We start from the raw sequence: 26,216 nt of genomic DNA, 5'->3' as shown, positions 1-26,216 counted from the left end.
CTCAATCTGCTTTGCCCCTCATCGGCCATTGGATCGACGGTCGTCGCGTCGAGCCGCAATCGCCCCAGACGCGTGATGTGTTCAACCCCGCGACCGGTCAGGTCACGGGCCGCGTTGCACTCGCCACCGCTGGCGATATCGAAGCCGCGGTCGCTTCGGCCCGCAAGGCGTTCCCGGCCTGGGCCGCGACCCCGCCGCTGCGCCGTGCGCGCGTGCTGTTCCGCTTCCTGGAGCTGCTGCATCGCCATCACGACGATCTGGCTCGCATGATCACCGCCGAGCACGGCAAAGTGTTCAGCGATGCGCAAGGCGAGGTCGCGCGCGGCATCGACATCGTGGAATTTGCTTGCGGCGCGCCGCAGTTGCTCAAGACCGATTTCACCGAGCAAGTCGCCTCGGGCATGGACAACTGGACATTGCGCCAGCCGTTGGGCGTGGTCGCCGGCATCACCCCGTTTAACTTCCCGGTGATGGTGCCGATGTGGATGTTCCCCATGGCTTTGGCCACGGGCAACACGTTCATTCTCAAGCCCAGCCCGACCGATCCCAGCCCGTCGCTGTATGTGGCCGAACTGTTGAAAGAGGCGGGCCTGCCAGACGGCGTATTCAACGTGGTGCAGGGCGATCATCATGCCGTGAACGCGTTGATCGAAGATCCCGATGTCAAGGCGGTGTCCTTCGTCGGCTCTACGCCGGTCGCGCAGCATATTTACGAAACCGGCGCGCGCCACGGCAAGCGTGTGCAAGCGCTGGGCGGGGCGAAGAACCACATGGTCATCATGCCCGATGCCGATATCGAACAGGCGGTTGATGCATTGATGGGCGCGGCCTATGGTTCGGCCGGCGAACGCTGCATGGCGATTTCCGTCGCGGTCCTTGTGGGTTCCGCCGCAGAGCAAGTCGTGCCTCGTCTGGTTGAGCGTCTGAAGGAACTGAAGGTGCGTAATGGCACTGACCCGCAAGCCGAGATGGGCCCCATTGTCACGGCCGAAGCGCGTCAACGCATCGCTGGTTACATCGATGCGGGCATTCAAGAAGGCGCGACTCTTTTGGCCGATGGCCGCGAGTTCGCAGGCTCCCAGGCCGGGGAGGGATGCGAAAACGGTTTCTGGCTGGGCGGTACGCTGTTCGATAACGTGACCCCCGAGATGCGCATCTACAAAGAGGAAATCTTCGGCCCCGTGTTGTCGTGCGTGCGCGTGCCCGATTTCGCCTCGGCCGTGAAGCTCATCAACAACCATGAATACGCCAACGGCGTCAGCTGCTTTACCCGCGACGGCAACGTTGCGCGCGAGTTCGGCCGTCAGATCGAGGTTGGCATGGTCGGCGTGAACGTGCCAATTCCGGTGCCGGCAGCCTGGCACGGATTCGGTGGCTGGAAGCGTTCGCTGTTCGGCGACATGCACGCATATGGCGAAGAAGGCGTGCGCTTCTACACGCGTCAGAAGAGCATCATGCAACGCTGGCCTGAGAGCATTGGCAAGGGCGCGGAGTTCGCCATGCCGACGATTCGCTAAGTACGGTTGCCGTGGCAACGATCTTGCAAGGTTCGTCAGGTCGTCGCTGACGTAGGTGGGTTCCTGGGCGCCGGTCATCGAGAAATCGATGGCCGGCGTTTTTATTTGGGGTCCTCGCCGACGCCGAACAGCCTTGTCATGCCGCCGCGCAAATGGTCCAACATCGCCTCGCGCGCAGCGGCGTCATCGCCGTCTTTAATTGCCTGACCGATGGCACGATGCTCCAGCCGCACATCGACGGCACGCCGTACCATAGGCAGCGGCGACAACTCGCGGATGAGCTTGATGGCCACCCGGGTTTGCTCGGCGAGCGCCGCCATGGTCAACGTGAAGAAGCGATTGCCGCTCGCCGCGGCGATGGCGCCGTGAAAAGCGATGTCTTCCTCGATGCCTGTCTCACCGCGCGACCATGCCGCTTCCAGCATGCGTTGACGTCGGTCGATGTCATCGAGCAGTTGGCGATCCGTACAACGTGCGGCGCCCGCTGCGCTTTCCCCTTCAATCAGGCAACGAAACGCAAGGAAGTTGCGAACATCCGGAATGCTATGGAGGGGGCCAAATGCGGCGCTTTGCATCGCGGCAGGTTTGCCTACGAAATTTCCCGAGCCTCGCCGCGCGTAGACCCAGCCTTCGGTCCGCAAACGTGCCAGCGCCTGCCGTAACACGGGCCGGGATACGCCGAGCCTTCGAGCCAACTCGTCTTCGCTGGGCAACCGTTCGTCAGGTTCGCGCGTCTCGATCAGAGTCAGCACTTGCTTATAGGCGAAGTCACTTAAAGGAGAGATAGCCACGATCGTCGAATTAGTAATACTACTTGGTCGTTTTGTTGACAGCATAGTCGTGCCGCCTTGAGGATGGCAACCTGCACCGACCGGGCCTCAATCGGGATATTTCAAACCCGGCGGCAATTGATAACCCTTAGACAACAGCAGATCCACGCATGGCTACTATCACGGCGTTACGCAGCATTCGTATTGACGAACGTCCTAATTTGATTTGGGTGGAAATTGAAACTGACGAAGGCCTCACCGGTCTAGGCGAGTCGTTTCGGGGCGCGCAAGCGGTCGAGGCAGTGCTGCACGAAACGGTCGCGCCCTGGTTGCTGGGCCGCGATTCGCGTCATATCGAAGCGGTGTCCCAGTATTTGATGAATCCCTATCTGGGATTCCACAGCACCAGCGCCGAGGTTCGCGCGGCTAGCGCGGTTGATATCGCGTTATGGGACCTGGCAGGACAGCGGCAGGGCGTGCCGACCTACATCGCCATGGGCGGCGGCGTGCGCGATCGAATTCGCGCCTACAACACCTGCGCGGGCTATTCCTACAACACGGGGGGCGTCGCGCGACGCAGCACCGACGGGTCTGAGCTGCAAGTCGGCCCCTATGATGATCAAGTGGCTTTCATGCGTGACGCTGGCGCGTTAGCGCAGAGCCTCTTGGATGAGGGTTATAGCGCCATGAAAATATGGCCGTTCGATGCTTTCGCGGCTGCGACGGGCGGGCATCTGATCAGCGCACAAGATTTGAAGCGCGGCCTGGAACCGTTTAAGAAAATTCGCGAGGCGGTGGGCGATCGCATCGAAGTGATGTGCGAACTGCACAGCCTCTGGGGGGCGAATGCCGCGTTGCGCATCTGCCGGGCCTTGGAGGATTACGGTGTGTTTTGGGCCGAAGACCCGCTTAGCAAGATGGACGATGCCCAGGCGCTGGCGGACTTGCGGCGGCAGACCCGCGTGCCAATTTGTGGCAGCGAGACCTTGGCTGGCACGGTGCCCTTCCGGGATCTGTTGGCCAAAGACGCTTTGGATATCGTGATGCTCGACCTCGCCTGGTGCGGTGGCCTGACAGAGGGCCGCAAGATCGCTAGCCTGGCTCAGGCCTACGCGAAGCCCATTGCGCCTCACGACTGTACCGGTCCCATTACGTTGATGGCGGGACTCCATCTCGCGATGCACGCACCCACCGCGATTTTCCAGGAGGTGGTGCGCGCGACATTAAGCACTTGGTATCGCGATCTGGTGACGGCCTTACCGGTCGTCGAACACGGCATCGTACTGGCGCCGACCGCCCCTGGTCTGGGGGCCAGCCTGCAACCTGAAATCAAGGCCCGTGCCGATGCCACGGTTCGCGAGAGCGCTCGAAAGATCTGATTCGCAATGCTGGAGCGCCGTTGTCGTGCACAACCGTCCCGGCGCCACGGGAACTATCGGGGCAGGTGCAGTGGCGCGCGCCGCCCCGGATGGTTACACCTTGATGATGTCCTCGCTAGGCACTTATGTCATTGCGCCGCACTTGATCAAGTCAACGCCCTACGATGCGCTACAGGATTTCGACTACATCACTGTCGCCGTACAAGCCCCCAACGTGCTCGTTGCTGCGCCGACGAAGACCGCGCGCAGCGTGCAAGATGTTATCGATGAACTGAAAGCCAGACCCGGTCAGGTCAGTTTCGCGAACTCGGGTTTTGGGGCGTCTGATCATCTGTCAGCAGAAGTCTTTCTGCAGCAGACCCGGACCGACGGCATGCACGTTGCATACAAGGGCGGCGCGCCAGCGATCAACGACTTGATGGGGTCGCAGGTCGATTACTCATTCCAGAACGTCAATGCGGTCTTGCCGCATATCCGCGCTGGCAAACTGCGCCCGCTTGCCGTGACCGGAGATAAGCGTTCGGCCGTGCTGCCTGATGTCCCCACATTGACCGAGGCTGGGGTGCCGAATGCGGTGATCTATTCCTGGCAAGCGCTGTCTGCGCCAAAGGGACTCCCCGCTGGTGTCAAGGCCAAATTGGCGGACGCGGCGATTGCGGCATTCAAGGATGCCGAGGTCGCGCATAAACTTGAAGATCAGGGTTTGGAGGTCGTAGCCAGTACACCTGAAGCATTTTCTGCGTTTCAGGCTCGCGAGTTTCAACGTTGGAAGACCTTGATCGAGGAACGTGGGATTACCATCGAATAAGAGCGCGCGGAATAGCCCGCACCCCTGGCGGTGCGGTGCCATACCTCTTGTCATTGCGGACCGGTCAACTCCTGGCTCGCGGTAGTGAACGAAAACATCCGTCAGTATCACTCCGTCTAGGCCCGCACGCGCGCTGCATGCACCATGTGAAGGGTGTGCGCCAATCTGGCTGCGCGACAATTACTCGGGGTGCGTATGGTTCGATATGCAGGGGCATTGCTGCTGGTTCTAAGCTTGGTGGCGTGTGTGACGGTCACGCCCGCTACGTCCGGGTGGGCACCCGGCGAGGGCGCTCCCGGTCATTACGATTTCAATTGGCGTCTGTCTGGCGATGCCAAGGTCGCGCCGTTACAGGTGTTCAGTGGCGAGGGCCGAATCTGGTTGCAATTCCCCCCAGGCCGAACGTTACCCGCGCTCTTTGCGGAAACAGGGCAAGGCATTCAGCCCTTGCCGTACGTCTACCAAGAACCCTACATGGTGATCGAAGGCAACTGGCCGGCGCTGGTTCTTCGGGGTGGTCACTACACCGCACGCGCTGAACGCGCGCAGCCAGCGAAAACAGCTGCCGGTGCCCCGATTGGTCCTGCCTCTGCGGTGAAGTAGTGAGTGTGTCTCAACTCCACCCGAATGGGCATCAACCAAAGTCTGTCTGTCTCCCAGCATTGGGCGGCTTTCGCATCGGGAGAGATGCTTGTCGGATGGCATCGACGAAGCGTTGGCGTGCGTCGCCCGTTGCGGCGTCGCTTCGGACAATTGCCGCGATGGGTGGCAGGCTCCAGGCAATGGTGTATGGCACGATTGCAATACCGGCGATATGCACCAGTTCGTTGGCGATATCGGCCGGCAGCAGCGATACGGCGCGGTCCGAAGAGGCGATGATTTCACCGATCAGCTTGGCGGAATAACCTTCCGTGATCGGTACAGGCGGCGTGATCCCCGCCTGGATAAACAAGGCCGCAACCTGCTCGCGCAGTGCGGTGTTCGGCTCACCCAGCACCCAGTCCAGTTCAGCCAGGCGCTCCCACGACAAGGGGACTCGCCCAAGTTGTGCTGCCAGCTGGCGGTTGCTGACCAGGCGGGCTTGTTGTTGATAGAGTGGCTCAAAGTGCAGGCCCTGCAGATCCAGCCTGGGGCTGGCGCGGGCAATCACGACATCCAGTTCATGCTCGCGCAAGGCGCGCAACAGGTGGTCGGTGGTGCCATCGTGAATCCGTACCGCTAACCTTTGTGGTTCCGACTGCACGGCCAGCACGGCATCGGCGATGAGCCTTCCCGAGACAAAGGGCGTCACACCCACGTGCAAGCGCGCGGCCATGCCCGCATGCGAGGCTTCCATGTCCTGCACCAGTTGGCCCAGATCCTGCAACATCGCCTGCGCGCGCGCTGTAACGATATTCCCCACTTCGGTCGGCCTCATGCCTCGCGCCGTACGCACAAACAACGGTGTGCCAAACAGTGCCTCCAGCTCGGACAACGTGTTTGTGACCGCCGGCTGACTGGTTGCCATCAGTTCGGCCACCCGAGTCAGCGAGCCCACCCGGTGCACCTGCACGATCAGCTGCAAATGGCGCATCTTTAGCCGCAATATCAGCCGCCTGATGACGTCGCCAGTAGGAAAAACGGAGGAAGGCATGCTGAATGGGCCTAAGTTATTAGATAACTGATATAGCAGCATCGAAATTTAGAATATTTCGATGATAACTGACGCCTAGAATGGCCGCTTGCAGGTTGCGTGCCCCTTTTTTGGCGCGCGTCAGACAGGAAACACCATGAGCGATCGTCAAGCCGCCCTCGACTACCACGAATTTCCCGTACCCGGAAAGGTCTCCATTGCCGCCACCAAGCCGTTGGTAACGCAGGCCGATCTGGCGCTGGCCTACACCCCGGGGGTGGCTGCCGCCTGCGAGGAAATCGTGGCGGACCCGGCCAATGCGTTTCGTTTCACCGCGCGTGGCAACCTGGTCGGTGTGATCACCAACGGCACCGCCGTGCTGGGTCTGGGCAATATCGGCCCGCTCGCGTCCAAGCCCGTGATGGAAGGCAAGGCCGTTCTGTTCAAGAAATTCGCCGGTATTGATGTGTTCGATATCGAAATCGACGAAACCGATCCCGACAAGTTGGTCGACATCATCGCCTCGTTGGGCCCCACGTTTGGTGGCATCAACCTCGAGGACATCAAAGCCCCGGAGTGCTTTATCGTCGAGGAGAAGCTGCGCGAGCGCATGAGCATTCCGGTCTTTCATGACGACCAGCACGGCACCGCGATTACTGTTTGCGCTGCCTTCATCAACGGCTTGCAGGTGGTCGAGAAAGATATCAAGCAAGTGAAAGTGGTGGCGTCCGGCGCGGGCGCGGCCGCATTGGCCTGTCTGGATCTGATGGTCGATCTCGGCGTGCCGCGCGAGAACATCTGGGTCACGGATATTGCCGGCGTGGTCTACGAAGGCCGCACCGAGCTCATGGACGACAAAAAGGCGGCCTATGCGCAACCCACCTCGGCGCGTCATCTGGCCGAAGTCATCGCCGATGCGGACGTGTTCCTGGGGCTGTCGGCGGGCGGCGTGTTGAAACCGGAAATGGTCGCCACCATGGCGCCGCGCCCGTTTATCCTGGCCCTGGCGAACCCCACGCCCGAGATCATGCCCGAGGTGGCTCGCGCGGTGCGCGATGACATCGTGATGGCGACAGGGCGCTCGGATTTTCCCAATCAGGTCAACAACGTTCTGTGCTTTCCGTATATTTTCCGTGGGGCTCTCGATGTGGGCGCGACCACGATCACGCGCGAAATGGAAAAGGCAGCGGTGTACGCCATCGCGAACCTGGCCAAGGAAGAGCAAAACGAAGTCGTCGCGGCCGCTTATGGCACCTATGACCTGCGCTTTGGCCCCAACTATCTCATCCCGAAGCCTTTCGATCCGCGCTTGATCGTGCGCATCGCGCCAGCGGTTGCCGCCGCCGCCATGCAAAGCGGCGTGGCCACGCGCCCCGTGGCCGATCTGGAGGCCTATGCCGAGCAGTTGCAGCAATTCGTCTATCGCTCGGGCGCATTCATGAAACCGCTCTTTGCCAGCACCAAACGACTGGTGCGCACAGGCGGCCGCGCACGTATCGTTTTCGCCGAGGGCGAAGACGAGCGTGTGCTGCGCGCTGTCCAGGTCATCGTGGACGAAGGCCTTGCGCGTCCCATTCTGGTTGGCCGCCCATCGGTCTTGATGGCGCGTATCGAGAAGTTCGGCCTGCGTCTGCGTCTGGGTCAGGATGTCGAAGTCACGAACCCGGAATACGACGAGCGTTTCCACCGCTACTGGACCACCTATTGGGAAATGCGTTGCCGCCATGGCATCACCAAAGAAATGGCCCGCGTGGAAATGCGCCGGCGCATGACCTTGATTGGCGCGATGATGGTTCACCTGGGCGACGCCGACGGCATGATCTGCGGCACCGTGGGCGCCTATCACGATCACTTGCGCTTTATCGACGAAGTCATCGGTCGCCAGCCCGGCTGCGACGTGTACGCGGCGATGAATATTCTGTTGCTGCATGAACAAACGTTGGCCCTGGTCGATACGCATGTGAACGACGATCCCACCGCTGAGCAGATCGCCGAGTACACCCGCATGGCCGCCACGACGATGCGCCGCCTGGATGTTCAACCCAAAGTCGCGCTGCTGTCGCGTTCGAACTTTGGCTCGGGCAGCTCGGCGTCGGGCGCCAAAATGCGCCGTGCGCTCGAGTTGCTGCGACAACAAGCGCCGGAACTCGAGGTGGATGGCGAGATGCACGCGGACTGCGCATTAGACGAGGCATTGCGCCAGAAACTGCTGCCGTCTTCGCCCCTGTCCGGGGCTGCGAACCTGCTGGTATGCCCAAATGTCGATTCCGGCAATATCGCGTACAACCTGCTCAAGACGGTTGCCGCGCACAATGTGGCGGTGGGTCCATTCCTGCTTGGGGTGGACGGCCCGGTGCATATCCTGACGTCTAGCTCCAGCGTGCGCCGCATCGTCAATATGACGGCGTTGGCGGTGGTGGAAGCCAACGGCGGTCTGTAAACCAGACACGTAGGGGCGCGCGCTACGTCCCTACGGTGTTAAGCACACCTATCAGCTCGCGGCGATTGCTAAATTTGCTATCGAGTATGCCTTGCCATTATGCTGTCCCGGCCTGATGCCGGGCGCGGCCCCCACGTCGCCCGGGACACAATAATGAAGACATACTCATGCGATTCAGCCTGCGTCAGATGGAGGTATTCCGAGCCGTGATGTTGACCGGCTCGATCAAGGGCGCGTCGCGGCTGCTATTTACCTCGCAGCCCGCGCTCAGTCGCATCGTCGCGCACACGGAGTTAACCCTGGGACTGACGCTCTTTAACCGCGTCAAGGGAAAGCTCGTACCCACCGCCGAAGCCGAAGCGTTATTTCGCGAAGTCGATCAGTGTTATCAGCAGGTGCTGCGGGTCGACGATTTCGCCCGCGGCCTGGTCAGCGGACCATCCGGGGTATTGAATCTGGCCTGTAGCCCGGCGCTCAGCCGGGGCGTCGTCGCGCGCGCCATCACCCGGTTCGTGCAAAAGTATCCCAATATCCAGGTGAACCACAGCCTGACGCTATTGAACGGCATGGCGCAGGACGTGCTGAGCAACAAGGTTGACCTCGCCGTATCCGTGCTGCCCATCGAGCATCCGAACCTGCACGTCACGCCGTTCATGGAAGGGCGCATGGTTTGCGTGGTGCCGCGCGGTCATGAGCTGACGAAGCTCGATCGCGTGGAAATCGCCGACCTCGCTCGCTACCCGCTGATCGCCCACCATCCCGGCATTGCTTTTGGTCAGCTGACCGCTGCGGCATTCGAAAAGGCGAACGTCAGTTTGCAGGCTTGCGTATATATCCACCATACCGAAATGGCATGCAGTCTCGTCCAGGCCGGCGCTGGGGTTGCCATGGTTGACCAATTCACGGCGGAAAGCCTGGTATGGCCGGGCGTGCAGGTGCTGCCGCTGGCCGAGCACATTCCTTTAACGCCGAGTATTGTCCGTTCGGCCTTTGATACGGGCAAGAGTCACGCATCGAAATTCATCGATGTGCTGCTCAAGTCCGATTAGCCTGAAGCTATACCCCATCGCGTATTCGGCACTCGCCTGATTGGTGCCAAGTCCCTAGGATTTCAGCAGTGACGCGGGTCCTGTCCCGCGTGATTCGCACATCCGAGGAGACAACCATAATGAAGTTGGGACTGATAGGTGTAGGGAATATCGGCCAGCATTTCGCCAATCGTCTGCTGGCCGCCGGCCATCAGCTGATCGTGCACGATCGTTCGCGCGAGGCACAGGACCGGATCGTGGCGCGAGGCGCCATCGGCGCAAACAGCGTAGAGGAAGTCGCTCGGCAAACTCCGATCGTACTGCTATGCCTGCCATTGCCCGCGATCGTAGCCGAGGTGGGCGCGCAAATCGCTCAAGCCGGCGGCGTGCGTATCTTGGTGGACCTGTCGACCACGGGGCCGTCCGTGACGAAAACCGTGGAGGCGCAGCTCAGCGCCAAGGGCATTGCCATGATCGGCTCGCCCGTCAGCGGTGGCACGGTGGCGGCGGAAAAGGGCACGCTCGCCGTCATGGCCGCGGGCCCCAAAGAAGCCTATGACGAAATCGAACCCGTCCTGCACGTTATTGGCAAAAACGTCTTCTATCTGGGCGCGGATCCGAGCCTGGGCCAGACGATGAAGATCATCAACAACACGCTTTACGCCACCAGCATGATCGCCAGTTGCGAGGCGCTGGTCTACGGCGTCAAGGCCGGGCTAGACCCCCAGACCTTGCTCGATGTCATCAATGTATCCAGCGGACGCTCTTTCGCCACGCTTGAGCGTATCCCGCAATGTGTGCTGGACCGCAGCTTTCCCGTGCGCTTTACGACGGAGCTGCTGCATAAAGACGTCAAGATGTGTATGGACGAGGCGGAAAAGCTCGGCGTGCCCATGTTGGTCAATCCCGCCGCGCGTCAGTTTCTGGCCTTCGCGATCACGCAAGGCGATGGCCCGCGCGATAACGTCTATCCCATCCGGCATATCGAAGAATGGGCCGGCGTGCAGTTCGGCGCCAAGCCCGAATGAATGCACCGCGCAAGAACGCGAGGAGAACAACGATGAGGCGGCGTGTATTCACAGCATTAATGTGCGCACTCCCAATGTTTGCCTGGGCGGCCTATCCCGAAAAGCCCGTGCGCCTGGTGGTGCCTTTCACACCGGGCAGTATCACCGATGTGGTCGCCCGATCCCTGGCACAAGGCATGGAACGCGAACTGGGACAAAGCGTGGTGGTCGAAAACCGCGCTGGCGCTAACGGCACCGTAGGCACCGTCTCGGCGATACGCGCCGAGCCCGATGGCTATACTCTCTTCATGGTGGGTGTGAGCACCGGGGCGAGCAATGTCAGCGCTTTCAAAGCCTTGCCGTACGATCCCCGCCGTGACTTTGCTCCAATCGGCTTAGTTGCTGAAGCACCTTTCATGCTGGTCGCGCGCGCTGATCTGCCTGTGCGCAGCGTTAAAGATCTGATCGACTATGCGAAGGCGAACCCCGGCAAGCTGTCATATGGCTATGGGTCGGGCAGCGCACAGTTATGTGGCGCTCAGGTGGTATCCATGGGCGGTTTCACGGCGACCCCGGTGGCTTATCGGGGCGTGCCGCAGGTCATGACCGACTTGATCGGCGGCGTGCTCGATTTCACCATCGCCGATATGGTCAACGGCCTGCAGCAGTCGCGTGCCGGAAAAGTGACACCACTGGGCGTGACCAGCAAGACGCGCTCGCCGCTGGCTCCCGAGGTGCCCAGTCTGGCGGAAGCCGGATTGCCGGATTATGACTTGAACGTTTGGTTCGGCATGGCCGCGCCCGCGGGCACATCCCCGGAAGTGATTAGCCGCGTCAACAGCGCTTTGCGCAATGTGCTGCAGTCGCCGGCATTGCAGCAGCAATTCACCTCTAACGGTTTAACGGTGCGTGCGTCATCACCCGAGGAGTTCCGCGACCTTATTGCCTCGGATATCGACAAATGGGGGAAAGTCTTTGTCGACGCGGGCCTGACGCCGCAATAGGGCCTCGGAACGCGTTTCGCGTAGCCGCCTATTTTCTTTAATTTCGAATAAATCCAGGAGACACATCGCATGGCCATCCAAATTCGCAAGAAACTGCTCAACGTCGAATCCATCTATCATGAAGGCGGTCCTGCGCGCGAGACTCCGATCATCATGGGGTCAGTCGCCGTCGTGATCAAGAATCCCTATGCCGGACGTTATGTGGAAGACCTGTCTCAGCTGGTCGCTGATTCCAAGGTGTTGGCCCAGGAGATCGTGCCCGAGCTGATGGAAGCCGTAGGCGGCGCGGACAAAGTCCAGGCCTATGGCAAGGGCGCGATTGTGGGCCTTAACGGCGAACTCGAGCACGGCGCCATCTGGCACGAGGCAGGCGGCTGGACCATGCGTGCCGCGTTGCCCACGGCAAAGTCGATTGTGCCCGCAGCCAAGGTCGTGGCTGCCGCGGGCACACGTCTACAGATCCCTTTGCACCACATTGAAGCCTGCTATGTGCGTAGTCACTTTACGACCATGGAGGTTGGCTCGATCGACAGTCCGCGTCCCGACGAATTGCTATACGCCCTCGTGGTGTCCACGGGCACGCGTGTACACGAACGCCTTGGCGGCTTGCGGGCCGAAGACATCAGCGTGGGCGACGGCCAGCGTTGACATGTCGGGCGCCGGCTCTGATGCCGGCGCCTGTCGCCACGACGGCTGTCATAGGGTACTGCCGTCGATTACAGGCAAATCAAAAAAACGCCGCGGGCCTGCTAATACAGCACCGACGAGCGCCATTAGGAGACTGCTATGAACAAAACGGTTGCCGCGATCGCGGCGAGTTTGCTGTGCCTCGGTGTCGTGTCGGCAGCACAAGCCGATGACTGGCCATCGCGTCCTATCACACTGGTCGTGCCGCTCGCCCCGGGTGGCAGTACCGATGCCACCGCGCGCCTCATCGCACAGAAACTGCCCAAAGAGCTGGGGCAGCCTGTCGTCGTCGAGAATCGCGCCGGGGCAGGCGGCAATATCGGCGCCGACTACGTTGCCAAGGCCACGCCCGATGGCTATACGTTTCTCATGCACACCAGTACGTTGCCAACCAACGTGACGCTGTATAAAAAGATGCCGCTCGATGTGCAAAAAGACCTCGCACCCGTGTCTCGCGTCTCGCTGATTCCCAACGTGCTGATGGTCAACACCAGTCTGCCCGCCAAGACCCTGGCCGAGTTCATCGACTACGTCAAAGAGCGCAAAGACGCCGTGAATTATGGGTCGGCCGGCAATGGGACTTCGCAACAGCTCTCCGGCTCGCTATTCGGTCAGATGATAGGCACGCAGATGACGCACGTGCCATACAAGGGCGGCGCTCCGGCTAATGCGGACCTGCTTGCCGGTCAGATCCAGGCAGTGTTTTCCCCTATGGTGGAGATCTTGCCATTCATCGACAGTGGCAAGCTGCGTGCGTTGGCGGTCACGACCCCAGAGCGTTCTCCGCGCCTGCCAGATGTCCCGGCTATCGCCGAGTCGCTGCCCGGCTATGAGATCGTCTTGTGGAATGGCGTATGGGCTCCCGCTGGAACGCCCAAACCCATCATCCAAAAGATGAATCAGGCGATAAATGCCGTGCTCAACGATCCCGAAGTGCAGCAAACCTTTCGCAGCCAAGGATCCACGCCGGCAGGGACCACCCCAGAGGCTTTCGCCAAACTGGTCGACAGCGAGATCAAGAAGTGGGGCGATCTGGTGAGGTCCTCGGGTGCGCGCATTGAGTAAATTCCCCGATTCAGAAGGATAGAAGCATGAAACCTGTGTTGTTGGTCCTGGTGTTCTTATCCGAAGAACATCGCGCGCTCGTGGGCGAGCGGTTCGATATGATCTATGCGCCGAACGCGCAGCTCGGAAAGGATCGCTCCAATGGCCAAGCCCAGATCGAGGCGCGTGGACGAGACATTGAAGTCGTCTTGACCAACGGCACAAACGGCCTGCTCGCCAGCGAGATCGATCAATTGCCCTCGTTAAAGCTCGTGTGCACCGTGGGTGTCGGTTATGAAAACGTCGCCGTCGAGCATGCCAAGGCGCGCGGTATCGCCCTGGCCAATGCGGCGGGCACCAACGACGATTGCGTGGCCGACCATGCCATGATGTTGCTATTGGCCGCCATCCGTCGTTTGCCGTTCTTGAATAGAGAGGTGCGCAACGGACTGTGGCGTGACGATATTCCCCGTCCGCCGCATGTTTCCTTTCGCAAGCTCGGCATACTAGGCATGGGCGCCATCGGCAAAAAGGTCGCGCGCCGCGCGCTGGGCTTTCATATGGAGATCGGCTACCACAATCGTCGTCAACGCGACGATGTCGATTTCCGGTATTTCGACGATGTAAAAAGTCTGGCCGAATGGTGTGACTTCTTGCTCGTCGCGGCACCGGGCGGAAAGGAAACCTATCACATCATCAACGAATCCGTGCTGAATGCACTGGGCCCACAAGGCGTGCTTGTCAACATCGCGCGCGGGACTTTGGTGGATACGAACGCACTCGCGAGCGCCTTGCGCGAGGGCCGCCTCATGGCTGCCGCCCTGGATGTATACGAAGACGAGCCCACGCCGCCCGGCCCGCTGCTGGATCTGGACAATGCGGTGCTCACGCCGCACATCGCCGGCATTTCGCCACAGGCCATCGATCTGTCGGTGCGCAAGTTTCTCGAAAACGCCGAGAACTTTTATGCCGGCAAGCCGCTCGTCACGCCGATTTAGCCTCCACGGTGGGCGCGCTGGACGCAGCGCGCCAGCGATTGGCCACGACGATGGCTTTCTCCAAGTCGGCGCAGTACGTCAGCCGCCCCTTGTCCTTTTTGATACCGGCGCGGTGCAAGGCCGCGATCAGCGGCGCACGTAGTCCCACCAGAATCAAGGCCACACCCTCCTGGTGCATATTGTCGATGAGCGAATGCAACGCCACGATCGCCGTGCCATCGATGGTCGGCACATAGCGCATATCGATAAGGACGACCTTTACCTGCGGGTCGGCTTGGTGCAGGGACGTGAGGGCTTTTTCCGCGACGCCGAAAAACAAGGGCCCAGTGATCTCGTAAATCGCTAACTCCGACGACAGCTGGCTTGTTGCCACATGAGGCGCGGCATCAACGCGCTCCGTGCTCGTCACCATCGCCATGCGCCGTATAAACAGCGCCGCCGCCAGCCCCATGCCCACGGCTACCGCCAGCACCATATCGAAGATCACCGTCAGGCCAAAACATATCACCAAGATAGCCACATCCTCGGCGGGCGCCGAGCGCAGGGTGCGCACGAAATGGCGCGCTTCGCTCATGTTCCAGGCCACGATAAAGAGCAAAGCCGCCAATGCCGACATCGGAATCAGGCCCAACGGAGCCGCCAACACCAGCACCGCCAGCAGCAACACCACGGAATGCGTCACCGCCGCCAGCGGCGATCGCGCGCCGCTGCGGATATTCGTGGCCGTGCGCGCCAGCGCCGCAGTGGCCGTGATGCCTCCAAAGAAAGGCGCCACCAGATTGCCTAGCCCCTGGCCGATCAGTTCCGCATTCGGATCATGCTTGGTCTTGGTCAGCCCGTCCGACACCACCGCGCAAAGCAGCGACTCGATCGCGCCAAGCAGGGCGATCGCAATGGCCGGCCCTAGCAAATTTCGGAACAGGTCGAGGTTGAGCGTCAGCGACTCTCCGTTCGGTCCCGGGAACAACCAAGGGAGCGAAAACGAGGGTGCAATCGGAGGGATGCCAGCGCCCGTCTGCCCGTGGGCTTCCCAACTGAAGCGCGATCCTATGGTCTCCACGACTGGCGCACCCGGCGCGCCGAACCAATGATTCAACCCATACGTGGCGATGGCGCCAACGATCAACCCGGCCAGTGGCGCAGGCACCGGCACCCCTAAGCGTGGCCAATACAACATCACGGCCAGAGCCAACACGCCGATGCCGAACTCAAAAGGGTTTAACGAGGGCAGGGCGGTGGCGATCTTGCCCAGGTTATCCAGGAAATGTTCACCCCGGCCTTCAATTGCCAGTCCTAGAAAATCCGGAATTTGCAGCACAGCGATAACCACCGCGATCCCGGTCGTGAATCCCAACACCACGGGGTAGGGCACAAACTCGATCAACCGTCCTAACTTGGCCACGCCCATGGCCACCAGGATCAGCCCCGCCATTAAAGTCGCGAGCAGCAATCCCCCCAAGCCATACTGCTGCACGATAGGCAGCAAAATGACAATGAACGCCGCGGTTGGCCCGGAGACGTTAAAGCGAGCCCCTCCCGTCAGCGCGATCAACGCGCCCGCTACGATTGCCGTGTATAGCCCGTGTTGCGGCGCGACACCGGTCGCGATTGCCAGGGCCATCGACAAGGGCACCGCCACCGTCCCCACGGTCAGGCCGGCCAGCACATCCTTGCGCAGATCCGCCAACCCATAGCCGTCCCGCCACGCTGCCATGAGCCCGGTCGAGAGTCGTGGCAGGCGGCCCCAAGCTTTTTCAGGTGACATGTTTCAATCGTCTCCGCCCCGGCGTTGCAAGCCTGCGCGAGGCATTTGGAAGAAACTGGAAGAAAAAGAACGATGTTAGTCTCTATTACGTGTTGAAACAATGATCCCTCCAAAGTGTGGTGGCCGTTTCGCGCCCATAGCCTACGCCCTTCCTGTCGCCGGCGGGCTTAGCCTCTATAATCAAAGATTCGCCTTATTCCCGGTTCGACCTCGCATGAAATCCTCAGAGATTCGCCAGAAGTTCCTGCAATTTTTCCAGTCCAAGGGGCATACGATTGTTCCTTCGGCCTCGCTCGTGCCGGGCAACGACCCCACGCTGCTCTTTACCAACTCCGGGATGGTGCAGTTCAAGGACGTCTTTACCGGCAAGGAAAGCCGCTCGTATACGCGCGCTACGTCCTCGCAGCGCAGCGTGCGCGCCGGTGGCAAGCACAACGACTTGGAAAACGTCGGGTACACCGCGCGTCACCACACCTTCTTTGAAATGCTGGGCAATTTCAGCTTCGGCGACTATTTCAAGCGCGATGCGATTCAGTACGCGTGGGAATTGCTCACCACGGTTTACAAGCTGCCGGCTGAAAAACTCTGGGTGACGGTCTACCAGGAAGACGACGAAGCCTACGACATCTGGGCCAAGGAAGTCGGCGTGCCCACCGAGCGCATCATCCGCATTGGCGACAACAAGGGCGCGCGCTACGCCTCGGACAACTTCTGGCAAATGGCTGATACGGGTCCTTGTGGCCCGTGTTCAGAAATCTTCTACGATCACGGCCCAGAGATCTGGGGTGGCCCTCCGGGATCGCCCGAAGAAGACGGCGACCGTTATATCGAGATCTGGAACCTCGTGTTCATGCAGTTCGAACGCGACGCCGCCGGCAATCTCAATCCGCTGCCCAAGCCCTGTGTCGACACGGGCATGGGGCTGGAGCGTATCGCCGCCGTGTTGCAGCACGTGCACTCGAACTACGAGATCGATCTGTTCCGCAACTTGATCAAGGCCGCCGCGCGCGAAACCGGCGTCAGCAACCTCGAGGAAAACTCCCTCAAGGTCATCGCCGACCATATTCGTGCGTGTTCCTTCCTGATCGTCGACGGCGTGATCCCCAGCAACGAAGGCCGCGGCTACGTGCTGCGCCGCATCGTACGCCGCGCGCTGCGTCACGGCTATAAACTCGGCCAGACCAAGCCGTTCTTCTACAAGCTGGTGCCCGATCTGGTGGCCGAGATGGGTGAAGCCTATCCCGAACTTGCCCAGACCGCCGAGCGCGTTGCGCAAGTGCTCAAGCAGGAAGAAGAACGCTTCGGCGAAACCCTTGAACACGGCATGAAGATTCTCGACGGCGCCTTGGCTGCCGTGCCCGCGGGCGGCCAGCTTGATGGCACCACGCTCTTCACGCTGTATGACACCTATGGCTTCCCCGTCGACCTGACCGCGGACATCTGCCGCGAGCGCAATGTCGAAGTCGACATGGAGGGCTTCGAATCCGCCATGGCGCGTCAACGCGATCAGGCACGCGCGGCCGGCAAGTTCAAGATGGCCGAGGGCCTGAGCTACGAAGGCAGCGCAACGCGTTTCGAAGGCTACGAAAAGCTCGAGCTCGATGGCGTCAAAGTCACGGCGTTGTATGTGGACGGCACGCAAGTCGAACGTGTACAGGCAGGCCAAAAAGCCGTTGTCGTGCTCGATGCGACGCCTTTCTACGCCGAATCCGGCGGTCAGGTGGGCGACACCGGCCTGCTCGAAGCCGATGGCGTGCGTTTTGCGGTGGCCGACACCATCAAGATTCAAAACGGCGTGTTCGGGCACCACGGTGAGCTCGAATCCGGCGCGCTGGCGGTAGGCGACACGCTCGTCGCGCGCGTGGACGCCGTTCGCCGCGCCCGCACTGTCCGCAATCACTCGGCGACTCACCTGATGCACAAAGCCTTGCGTCAAGTGTTGGGCAGCCACGTGCAGCAGCGCGGTTCGTTGGTCGATCCGGATAAGACCCGCTTTGACTTCGCGCACGATGCGCCTTTGACCGCGGAGCAGATCGCTCAGGTCGAAGCCATTGTCAATGCCGAAGTGCTGTCGAACCATCCGACGCAGGCTCGCGTGATGGCCTACGACGAGGCGGTTAAGGGCGGCGCCATGGCCTTGTTCGGCGAGAAGTATGGCGACACCGTGCGCGTGCTCGACATTGGTTTCTCGCGCGAGCTGTGCGGCGGCACGCACGTGACGCGCACCGGTGACATCGGCTTGTTCAAGATCGTGGCCGAGGGTGGCGTGGCCGCTGGCGTGCGCCGCGTCGAGGCGATCACCGGCGATAACGCGCTTGCCTGGGTGCAAAGCCAGCAGGCGCTGCTCGAGCGCGCCGCCGGCGTATTGCGCAGCACGCCCGCCGATCTGCCCGAGCGCATCGCGCAAATGCAGGATCAGGTCCGCGCGTTGGAAAAGGATCTGGATCAAGCCCGCAACAAGCTCGCTGCCAGCGCGGGTAATGACCTGGCGGCGCGCGCGGTGGACATCAAGGGCGCCAAGGTGTTAGCCGCTCAAGTCACCGATGTCGACCCCAAGGCCCTGCGCGGCATGGTCGACAACCTGAAAGATCGTCTGAAATCCGCCATTGTGCTGCTCGCAGCGGCGGGTCCCGACGGCAAGATCAGCGTGGTAGGCGGCGTGACGGCCGATCTGACCGGTCGCGTCAAAGCAGGCGAACTCGTCGGCTTTGTCGCCGGTCAACTCGGCGGTAAGGGTGGTGGTCGTCCCGATATGGCCATGGGCGGTGGTACCGACGCAACGGCGCTGCCTACGGCCGTTGCCAGTGTCGAGGGCTGGGTCCATGAGCGTCTCTGATCCGGTGTCCGAGCTGCCCGAGTTTCAGCACGATGTCGATGCCAGCGGGCTGACCTGCCCGCTGCCTATCCTGCGCGCCAAGAAAGCCTTGGCGCAGATGGAAAGTGGTCAGGTGTTGCGTGTCATCACCACGGACCCTAAGGCCGTGCGTGATTTTCAGGCCTTCGCCAAGCAAAGCGGCAACGGCTTGGTGGCGCAGCACGAAACGCCTGATTCGGTTCAGCATTTCCTGCGGCGACGTTGATGGATTCGGGGCTATATCCCGGTCCGATGGCGTCGCGGCTATACTATGGTTCGTCGTTCTAGCGGCATGTTGTCGCCGGCTGATCTCGGGTCTTGCCGGCGCGCATGAATTAATGCTAGAATCTTTTGTTTTTCACAACTAATTCAAGGGATTACCTATGGTGGTGATTCGCATGGCCCGCGGTGGCTCCAAGAAGCGTCCGTTCTACAACCTGGTAGCTACCGATTCGCGCAACCGTCGCGATGGCCGCTTCATCGAGCGCGTGGGTTTCTACAATCCCGTCGCCAGCGAAGGCGCGGAAAAGCTGCGTATCGCGATGGATCGCGTAGAGTACTGGACCAAGAGCGGTGCACAACTGTCGCCCGCTGTTGAGCGTCTGGTCAAAGACTACTCGGCCAAAGTTTCCGCCGCAGCCTAAGGGCTCGCTGGTTACCTGCGCGTCGGTTTCGACTGCTTTAGCCCATGTCTGACGCCTCTACCCGCCACGCCGTGCCTGACGACTTAGTCGAATTGGGTCGTGTCACGGGGGCATACGGTGTCAAGGGATGGGTCAAGGTCCAGCCGCATTCTGCGCAGGCTGATACATTGCGCCGGGCGAAAACCTGGTGGCTGGCTCGCCTCGCTCCGGAAACGGCGCGGGGCGCTGTCGCGTCCGTGCCCAGCGCTGTACGTGTACTGCAGGCGCGTCCGCAGGGCACCACCGTGGTGGCGCAGCTCGAGGGCATCGACGATCGCGATCAAGCCGAGGCGTTGCGCGGGCAGACCGTGCAGGTGCCGCGCAGCGAGTTCCCGGCGACCGCCGACGACGAGTATTACTGGGTCGATCTGATCGGCTGCGCGTTTTATTCGGACGCCGAGGGCGAGCCTACCCGCGTCGGTATCGTCGAGGATGTCATGGATAACGGTGCCCACGCCATTTTGCGCGTGGTACTGCAAGACGCATCCGATGCCGCAACGACCCCCGCGCCCCGGCTCGACGCGAAGGGGCGCCCCATGGAAACGCTGGTGCCTTTTGTCGGTGCCCACATTCTTTCGGTCGACCTGGCGGCACGCCGTATCGATAGCAACTGGCCCACGGATTTGTGATGCGCTTTGACGTCGTCACGCTTTTTCCGGATATGTTCGGAACCGTGCGCGACTTGGGTGTCACCGGCCGCGCGCATACCCAGGGTCGGTGGGCACTAAAGGCATGGAATCCTCGTGATTTCACGCAAGACGTGCATCGCACCGTCGACGATCGCCCCTACGGTGGTGGACCGGGAATGGTTATGATGGCGGCCCCTCTGGAGGCCGCTGTTGCTGCTGCGCAGGCTGAACGGGCAGAGCAGGGCGCCGGGCTCGCGCCCGTCATCCTGCTTTCGCCGACAGGGCGCCGCTACGATCAGGTCGCCGCGCAATCGCTCGCGGATAGCCCCGGCGCGATTCTCATTTGTGGCCGCTACGAAGGCATCGATCAACGCTTTATCGACCGGTGCGTTACGGACGAGATTTCGCTGGGCGACTTTGTACTGTCGGGCGGCGAAATCGCGGCGCTTGCCGTCATCGATGCCGCCATTCGCCTGTTGCCGGGCGTTCTCAACGACGGCGATTCCGCGTTACAAGATTCTTTTAACGACACGCTATCGGGCCTGCTCGATAGCCCGCATTACACTCGCCCTGAGGTGTATGACGGACAAAGCGTGCCCGCCGAGTTGCTAAGCGGCCATCACGCCAACATCGCACGCTGGCGCCGCGAACAATCGCTTCGCATCACCGCCGCGCGCCGCCCCGATCTGCTAGAACGCGCCCGCGCCCAAGGCTGGCTCACGCGCGCGGATGAACGCTTTCTCGCCACGCTCAGCGCGGGTCAATAACTCGCGCGGCTGGACCTCGCTGCCTTGCGAGGCATACCCCAACGTCAAGCTTTAACGCGTCGTCGCGATAGTCGGGGCAAGCTCCGAGTTCGTATGTCGGTATCGTCTGCTTTTCCTGGGGCTTTAGAGCTAGAGCGCGTGGGAGCGACGGATAAGGTTTCAATGCGGGTGCAGTTGCCAACTTGAGGCAGGCACTCACCTCTTTGTAACCTTTCTTATAAGCGAGCCAATCCATGTTTGCCGTGCAAAATCCATCGGGGCAGATGTCATCCGCGCAACCAGGACGCACCTCCTTTTCAGAGGACGGGGCCGAAGCTGAAATCCTTTCGGCGATATCCGCGAGCGACGTGCGGCAGGTCGCTGATCTGGTAGCGCGTCATGGCGCTGACGTGATTGCTGGCATGACAGACAAAGGGATCCACGTCATGGACCGCGTGATCGAAAGCGGTAGTTTGGAGATGAGGCGGTGGTTTCTGGAGTACGCGAGGAACCACCCTGATGTTTTCTTGGATTCAAGGACACGCAATATTGTCCGCCGGCTAGAGGGGGCGCAGCCAGATGGCGCTGCTCGGTCGGCTTTGGGCAGCGACGGCGCTGCGTACCGGCGTTTACGTCCGCATGGTGCCATTGTGGGCGAGATCGTCGATCATGGTCCGGTGGTTCCCGACGCCGCTGACCTACCGCGGCTTTTTGAATCCGCCATTCTGCGTGCTGATAAGCAGGCCGCGCAATGGTATTTCGACACCGGTGTGGAGTCGATTCCAGTTATGAGGCAGCTTGCCGACAAAGGCCGCGAGTCCGAGTTGGGATGGATGGTCCAGAATCATTTCGTGCGCGGCAACGATGTCCTGACCATCCTGAATGAAGCCGTCCAAGCGCAGAATCAGGGGCTGGTGCGAATACTAACCGGGCCTAAAACTGCATTGGCGGCCGTGGCGGCGATGAAGGATCAATCCAGCGAGGTCAAATTCGACGCATTAAAGCAATTCGTCGATGCGGGTTCCTCGCGCGAATCTCTGACGATAGAGGCCGCGAGGCGGCTGGCGCTTGCGGTCAAGGCAAAAGGCGATACGGAGCATGATTACGAAGTCCTGCAACACCTGGTGGGAGGGGGCGCACCCGCCTTGGCAGCGCTGGTAGATCAGGCCGAGCGAGGTAATCGTGTCACCGTGCAGGCCATGGTAGACGCGGGTACGTCGGAGGCTATCAATGCAGTGGAGTTTTTTCACAAGCGCGGCCATCGCGACGCTGCGGCGATTCTCGAGTATGCCATCTTGAAACAGATGCTTGAGGCGAATGCGCCCGTAGACCTAAAGAAGGGCTTTCTCGAGATGTTCCTCAGTTTGGGATGGACCGGGGGCAAAGAACTGCTGCGCGATAAGGTGATAGCAGGCGATCTCGATGGCGCGCGGATGCTTGTCTCGGCGGGCATGTCGCCGACGGAGCTGTTGACCTCGCTTGCTCTCGTGCAGCGCAGTGATCTCGCACCCGCCGCGATTGAGCTGGGCGCTGATCCGGCAGCCGCGACAAATCTGCTGCGCCGAGTACGCGCCCGGTTAGAAGCCGACGGCAAACAGGAGGCTGCGAATGCGGTTCAAGCAGCAGTCGACGAGTTGAATGCGCGCTTAGCGCAGTAATCTCAACATGCACGAAAGAAAAGGCGTCCGAGCTTTGTTCGGACGCCTTTCTGGCAAACGGCGGAATCGCCGTTATGTTCTGGCCTCTGGCCGTATACGGCTTACTTCAGTTTCGCCCACTGCTCACGCACCTTGGTCAGCGTTTCCGTGAACTGAGCCAGGCGAGCCTTCTCCTGCTCGACCACGGCTGCTGGGGCGCGTTCGACAAAACTCGCGTTGTTGAGCTTGCCATTGGCCTTGGCGACTTCGCCCTCCAGACGCGCGATTTCCTTATCCAGGCGTGCGCGTTCGGCGGCAACGTCGATCTCGACATGCAACATCAGTCGTGCCGTGCCGACGACCTGCACCGGCGCGCCCGCGTCGGGCAAGGTATCCGCCACATCAACTTGGCTGAGCTTAGCCAATGCGGCCAGATACGGACCATTGCGCGTCAGCGTGGTGGCATCGCCTTGGGCAATCAGCGGAACCCGCTGCGCGGGCGAGAGGTTCATCTCACCGCGTAGCGCGCGCACCGCCTCCACCTGCGCCTTCAGTTCGGTGACTTCGGCTTCGGCCTGGGCATCCACGAACTCCGCACTGCTGCGCGGGTAGGGTTGCACGCTCACGCTATCGACCGCACCCGGCGCACGTTTGCCCGCTACGACCGAGACCTTCTGCCACAGCGCCTCGGTGATGAACGGGATGATCGGATGCGACAGTCGCAGTACGGCTTCCAGCACACGGATCAGCGTGCGGCGGGTACCGAGTTGTTGTGCCGGGGTGCCGTTTTGAATCTGCACCTTGGCGAGTTCAACGTACCAGTCGCAATACTCATCCCACACAAAGCGATAGATGGCATTGGCGATATTGTCAAAACGATAGTCGGCAAAACCGCGCTCGATTTCGTCTTCCAGCGCCTGCAGTTGGCTAACGATCCAGCGGTCCACGAACGACAATTCGCCCGGCTGATCGCCGCCCAGATCGTGGCCATCGGTGTTCATCAATACATACCGGGTCGCATTCCACAGCTTGTTGCAGAAATTGCGATAGCCCTCGCAACGCTTCAGGTCGAAATTAATATTGCGACCCAAGGTGGCATAGGCCGCCATCGTAAAGCGCAGCGCATCGGTGCCAAAAGCCGGAATGCCATCCGGGTACTGACGGCGAGTAGCCTTCTCGATCGAGCCGGCCTGCTTGGGGTTCATCAGGCCATACGTGCGCTTGGCGACCAAGCCATCCAAATCGATACCGTCGATCAAGTCCACCGGGTCCAGCGTGTTGCCCTTGGACTTGCTCATCTTCTGGCCGTCGGCATCGCGAATCAGGCCATGCACGTAGACGTGCTTGAAAGGCACCTGGCCCGTCATGTGGGTCGACAGCATGACCATGCGCGCCACCCAGAAGAAGATAATGTCAAAACCCGTGACCAGTACGCTCGAAGGCAGATAGCGGCGCAGATCCGGCGTGTCCTCGGGCCAGCCCAGCGTCGTAAACGGCACCAGCCCCGACGAGAACCACGTGTCCAACACGTCCGGATCGCGCGTCAGCGGGCCGGTCACACCAGCCGCGCGCGCCTGCTCCTGAGCGTCGGCTTCGGAATGCGCGACGAACACTTGCCCGTCTTCCGAATACCAGGCCGGGATCTGATGGCCCCACCACAGCTGGCGCGAGATACACCAGTCCTGAATATTGTTGAGCCATTGGTTGTAGATCGTCGTCCAGTTTTCCGGATAGAACTTGATCTGGCCGTTTGCGACCACATCCAGCGCGACCTCGGTAATGCTCTTTCCGGGATGCAGGGTGCCTTCGGGCGCGGGCTTGCTCATGGCCACGAACCACTGATCGGTCAGCATGGGCTCAAGCACCACACCGGTGCGATCGCCCTTGGGCTGCATCATCTTGTGCGGCTCGACCTTCACCAGATATTGCTCGCTTTCGAGCTGGGCCACGATGGCTTTGCGCGCCTCGTAGCGTTCCATGCCTTGGAATTGCTTGGGCGCGTTCTCGTTGATGTGCGCGTCCAGAGTCAGGATGCTGATCAGCGGCAGGTTGTGGCGTTGCGCGCAAGCATAGTCATTAAAGTCGTGCGCGCCAGTGATCTTGACGCAACCCGTACCAAATGCGGGATCGACGAAGTCGTCCGCGATGATGGGAATCGTGCGGCCGCACAAGGGCAGCTCGACCATCTTGCCCACCAGGTGCTGGTAGCGCGGGTCTTCCGGGTGCACGCACAACGCGTTATCACCCAGCATCGTCTCCGGTCGCGTCGTGGCCACCGTCATGCCGCGCAGCGTGACCGTCTGACCATCCTTGTCCACGATGGTCTGCGGCCCGTCGACGAACGGATAAAGGATGTGCCACAGATGGCCGTCGACTTCCTCCGATTGCACTTCAAGATCGGATACCGCGGTCAGGAGCTTCGGATCCCAATTGACCAGACGCTTGCCGCGATAAATCAATCCCTGTTGATACAGGCGCACGAACGTCTCCACCACGCCGCGCGACATGCGCTCGTCCATGGTGAAATATTCGCGTGGCCAGTCGGCGGAAGCGCCCAGGCGACGAACCTGGCCGGTGATGGTGCTGCCGGACTGTTCCTTCCATTTCCACACTTTTTCGATGAATTTCTCGCGGCCCAGATCGTGGCGCGAGACTTTCTGGGCGTCCAGGCGGCGTTCCACCACGATCTGCGTGGCGATGCCGGCGTGGTCGGTGCCGGGAATGAACACCGTATCGTCGCCACGCATACGGTGATAGCGCACCAGGCCGTCCATGATGGTCTGGTTAAACGCGTGCCCCATGTGCAGCGTGCCCGTCACGTTCGGGGGCGGGAACTGGATCACGAAAGGTTCGGGATCTGTCCCATTTTTTACGTGCTGGCCTGCCGCGAAATACCCACGGCGTTCCCATTCGTTGTACCAGTGCGCTTCCAGCGCTGCGGGCTCGAAACTCTTGGGTAATTCTGCGGTGTCTGTGTCAGAGGGGTGAGGAGCAGCGGCTTCGGTCATTACAGGATTCCGGCTAAAGACGAGGGCCTGGCGGATTCACGGCCAAGCAAACCGCTCATTTTAAGATGTATTCAGCTTCTGGCGGCGTGTTAGAATGTCGGGTTACTGTAAACCTTACAGAAGTCCCTGTTTTTATTAGGAATTTGGAGTCTCCATGTCCGTCCAACGCACTCTCTCGATCATCAAGCCCGACGCCGTGGCCAAGAATGTCATCGGCCAAATCGTCGCCCGTTTCGAAAACGCCGGCCTGAAAGTCATCGCTGCCCGCATGCAGCAACTGTCGCGCACCGATGCCGAGCGTTTCTACGCCGTGCACAAAGAGCGCCCCTTCTTCAAGGACCTGGTCGACTTCATGGTCTCGGGCCCCGTCTTCGTGCAAGTGCTCGAAGGCGAAAACGCCATCCAGAAAAACCGCGACCTGATGGGCGCCACCGACCCGAAAAAAGCCGACGCCGGCACCATTCGTGCTGACTTCGCTGACAGCATCGACGCCAACGCCGTGCACGGTTCGGACGCTCCCGAAACCGCCGCCGTTGAAATCGCTTTCTTCTTCCCCGAAATCAACATCCACAGCCGTTGATTTGGGATAGCTTTGCCTGA

At 60.9% G+C, this 26,216-nt stretch carries 22 protein-coding genes; 18 read left to right on the top strand and 4 right to left on the bottom strand.

The features are described 5' to 3' along the window. Nucleotides 1-20: 20 nt before the first annotated feature. Entirely contained in the window at nucleotides 21-1,517 is a 1,497-nt protein-coding gene (locus tag GOQ28_RS08175; protein WP_370519947.1) for a CoA-acylating methylmalonate-semialdehyde dehydrogenase, read from the top strand. 101 nt (nucleotides 1,518-1,618) lie between these two features. On the opposite strand, the gene GOQ28_RS08170 is transcribed toward GOQ28_RS08175, so the two are convergent. Then, nucleotides 1,619-2,308: an FCD domain-containing protein gene (locus GOQ28_RS08170; RefSeq protein ID WP_160356100.1), complete on the bottom strand. Its 690-nt coding sequence runs from the start codon at nucleotides 2,306-2,308 to the stop codon at nucleotides 1,619-1,621. Nucleotides 2,309-2,457: 149 nt separating this feature from the next. Between GOQ28_RS08170 and GOQ28_RS08165 the strand changes: the two genes are divergently transcribed. The 3 genes from GOQ28_RS08165 to GOQ28_RS08155 all read left to right on the top strand — a co-directional run bounded on the left by GOQ28_RS08165 (nucleotide 2,458) and on the right by GOQ28_RS08155 (nucleotide 5,077). Beyond that, nucleotides 2,458-3,666, top strand: coding sequence for a mandelate racemase/muconate lactonizing enzyme family protein (locus GOQ28_RS08165; protein WP_160356099.1), 1,209 nt, complete (start codon nucleotides 2,458-2,460; stop codon nucleotides 3,664-3,666). Next, nucleotides 3,587-4,474, top strand: a complete 888-nt coding sequence (locus GOQ28_RS08160) for a Bug family tripartite tricarboxylate transporter substrate binding protein (protein WP_442862089.1) — start codon at nucleotides 3,587-3,589, stop codon at nucleotides 4,472-4,474. Before GOQ28_RS08165 ends, GOQ28_RS08160 begins: the two co-directional genes overlap by 80 nt. A gap of 195 nt (nucleotides 4,475-4,669) precedes the next feature. Continuing rightward, complete coding sequence (locus tag GOQ28_RS08155) at nucleotides 4,670-5,077, top strand: TrbG/VirB9 family P-type conjugative transfer protein (protein ID WP_160356097.1); 408 nt, start codon at nucleotides 4,670-4,672, stop codon at nucleotides 5,075-5,077. A 31-nt stretch (nucleotides 5,078-5,108) separates the two neighbouring features. Here the strand turns inward: GOQ28_RS08155 and GOQ28_RS08150 are convergent, their stop codons facing one another. After that, nucleotides 5,109-6,107 (bottom strand): LysR substrate-binding domain-containing protein, encoded by a 999-nt coding sequence (locus tag GOQ28_RS08150; RefSeq protein ID WP_160356096.1) that lies wholly within the window; start codon nucleotides 6,105-6,107, stop codon nucleotides 5,109-5,111. A 136-nt stretch (nucleotides 6,108-6,243) separates the two neighbouring features. Here GOQ28_RS08150 and GOQ28_RS08145 point away from each other — a divergent pair, with 136 nt between their 5' ends. The 7 genes from GOQ28_RS08145 (at nucleotide 6,244) to GOQ28_RS08115 (ending at nucleotide 14,294) form a co-directional block, all read left to right on the top strand. Continuing rightward, the gene (locus GOQ28_RS08145; RefSeq protein ID WP_160356095.1) at nucleotides 6,244-8,526 is read left to right on the top strand and encodes an NADP-dependent malic enzyme; all 2,283 of its coding nucleotides are present in this window, start codon (nucleotides 6,244-6,246) and stop codon (nucleotides 8,524-8,526) included. Nucleotides 8,527-8,693: 167 nt separating this feature from the next. Next, nucleotides 8,694-9,575 (top strand): LysR family transcriptional regulator, encoded by an 882-nt coding sequence (locus GOQ28_RS08140; protein WP_160350679.1) that lies wholly within the window; start codon nucleotides 8,694-8,696, stop codon nucleotides 9,573-9,575. 68 nt (nucleotides 9,576-9,643) lie between these two features. After that, nucleotides 9,644-10,582, top strand: coding sequence for an NAD(P)-dependent oxidoreductase (locus tag GOQ28_RS08135; RefSeq protein WP_336603756.1), 939 nt, complete (start codon nucleotides 9,644-9,646; stop codon nucleotides 10,580-10,582). A 74-nt stretch (nucleotides 10,583-10,656) separates the two neighbouring features. Continuing rightward, nucleotides 10,657-11,565 (top strand): Bug family tripartite tricarboxylate transporter substrate binding protein, encoded by a 909-nt coding sequence (locus tag GOQ28_RS08130; protein WP_236844270.1) that lies wholly within the window; start codon nucleotides 10,657-10,659, stop codon nucleotides 11,563-11,565. Nucleotides 11,566-11,634: 69 nt separating this feature from the next. After that, nucleotides 11,635-12,213, top strand: a complete 579-nt coding sequence (locus tag GOQ28_RS08125; protein ID WP_160356092.1) for an amino acid synthesis family protein — start codon at nucleotides 11,635-11,637, stop codon at nucleotides 12,211-12,213. A gap of 138 nt (nucleotides 12,214-12,351) precedes the next feature. Then, nucleotides 12,352-13,317, top strand: a complete 966-nt coding sequence (locus GOQ28_RS08120; RefSeq protein ID WP_160356091.1) for a Bug family tripartite tricarboxylate transporter substrate binding protein — start codon at nucleotides 12,352-12,354, stop codon at nucleotides 13,315-13,317. A gap of 26 nt (nucleotides 13,318-13,343) precedes the next feature. Next, nucleotides 13,344-14,294, top strand: a complete 951-nt coding sequence (locus GOQ28_RS08115) for a 2-hydroxyacid dehydrogenase (protein ID WP_160356090.1) — start codon at nucleotides 13,344-13,346, stop codon at nucleotides 14,292-14,294. Here GOQ28_RS08115 and dauA read toward each other — a convergent pair. Continuing rightward, complete coding sequence (gene dauA / locus GOQ28_RS08110) at nucleotides 14,281-16,059, bottom strand: C4-dicarboxylic acid transporter DauA (RefSeq protein ID WP_160356089.1); 1,779 nt, start codon at nucleotides 16,057-16,059, stop codon at nucleotides 14,281-14,283. The genes GOQ28_RS08115 and dauA overlap by 14 nt on opposite strands. A 214-nt stretch (nucleotides 16,060-16,273) precedes the next feature. Between dauA and alaS the strand changes: the two genes are divergently transcribed. The 6 genes from alaS (at nucleotide 16,274) to GOQ28_RS08080 (ending at nucleotide 22,629) form a co-directional block, all read left to right on the top strand. Continuing rightward, entirely contained in the window at nucleotides 16,274-18,895 is a 2,622-nt protein-coding gene (gene alaS, locus GOQ28_RS08105) for an alanine--tRNA ligase (RefSeq protein ID WP_160356088.1), read from the top strand. After that, the gene (locus tag GOQ28_RS08100; protein WP_160356087.1) at nucleotides 18,882-19,139 is read left to right on the top strand and encodes a sulfurtransferase TusA family protein; all 258 of its coding nucleotides are present in this window, start codon (nucleotides 18,882-18,884) and stop codon (nucleotides 19,137-19,139) included. Before alaS ends, GOQ28_RS08100 begins: the two co-directional genes overlap by 14 nt. Nucleotides 19,140-19,296: 157 nt before the next feature. Beyond that, on the top strand, nucleotides 19,297-19,557 hold the full coding sequence (rpsP, locus tag GOQ28_RS08095; RefSeq protein ID WP_160350670.1) for a 30S ribosomal protein S16: 261 nt from the start codon (nucleotides 19,297-19,299) through the stop codon (nucleotides 19,555-19,557). A gap of 44 nt (nucleotides 19,558-19,601) precedes the next feature. Further along, the gene (rimM, locus tag GOQ28_RS08090) at nucleotides 19,602-20,225 is read left to right on the top strand and encodes a ribosome maturation factor RimM (protein WP_160356086.1); all 624 of its coding nucleotides are present in this window, start codon (nucleotides 19,602-19,604) and stop codon (nucleotides 20,223-20,225) included. After that, nucleotides 20,225-20,992, top strand: a complete 768-nt coding sequence (trmD, locus tag GOQ28_RS08085; protein WP_160356085.1) for a tRNA (guanosine(37)-N1)-methyltransferase TrmD — start codon at nucleotides 20,225-20,227, stop codon at nucleotides 20,990-20,992. The genes rimM and trmD overlap by 1 nt, the downstream gene beginning before the upstream one ends. Before the next feature lie 233 nt (nucleotides 20,993-21,225). Further along, on the top strand, nucleotides 21,226-22,629 hold the full coding sequence (locus tag GOQ28_RS08080) for a hypothetical protein (protein ID WP_160356084.1): 1,404 nt from the start codon (nucleotides 21,226-21,228) through the stop codon (nucleotides 22,627-22,629). A gap of 101 nt (nucleotides 22,630-22,730) precedes the next feature. Here the strand turns inward: GOQ28_RS08080 and GOQ28_RS08075 are convergent, their stop codons facing one another. Beyond that, complete coding sequence (locus tag GOQ28_RS08075) at nucleotides 22,731-25,616, bottom strand: valine--tRNA ligase (protein ID WP_160356083.1); 2,886 nt, start codon at nucleotides 25,614-25,616, stop codon at nucleotides 22,731-22,733. A gap of 154 nt (nucleotides 25,617-25,770) precedes the next feature. On the opposite strand from GOQ28_RS08075, the gene ndk reads away from it, so the two are divergent. Continuing rightward, nucleotides 25,771-26,196 (top strand): nucleoside-diphosphate kinase, encoded by a 426-nt coding sequence (gene ndk / locus GOQ28_RS08070; RefSeq protein WP_160350665.1) that lies wholly within the window; start codon nucleotides 25,771-25,773, stop codon nucleotides 26,194-26,196. Nucleotides 26,197-26,216: the final 20 nt, after the last annotated feature.

This window comes from Bordetella sp. 02P26C-1, assembly GCF_009763255.1.
Classification (GTDB): Bacteria; Pseudomonadota; Gammaproteobacteria; order Burkholderiales; family Burkholderiaceae_B; genus Bordetella_A.
Note: the sequence above shows the minus strand (reverse complement) of the source record. Positions and strands in the feature narration are given on the sequence as shown.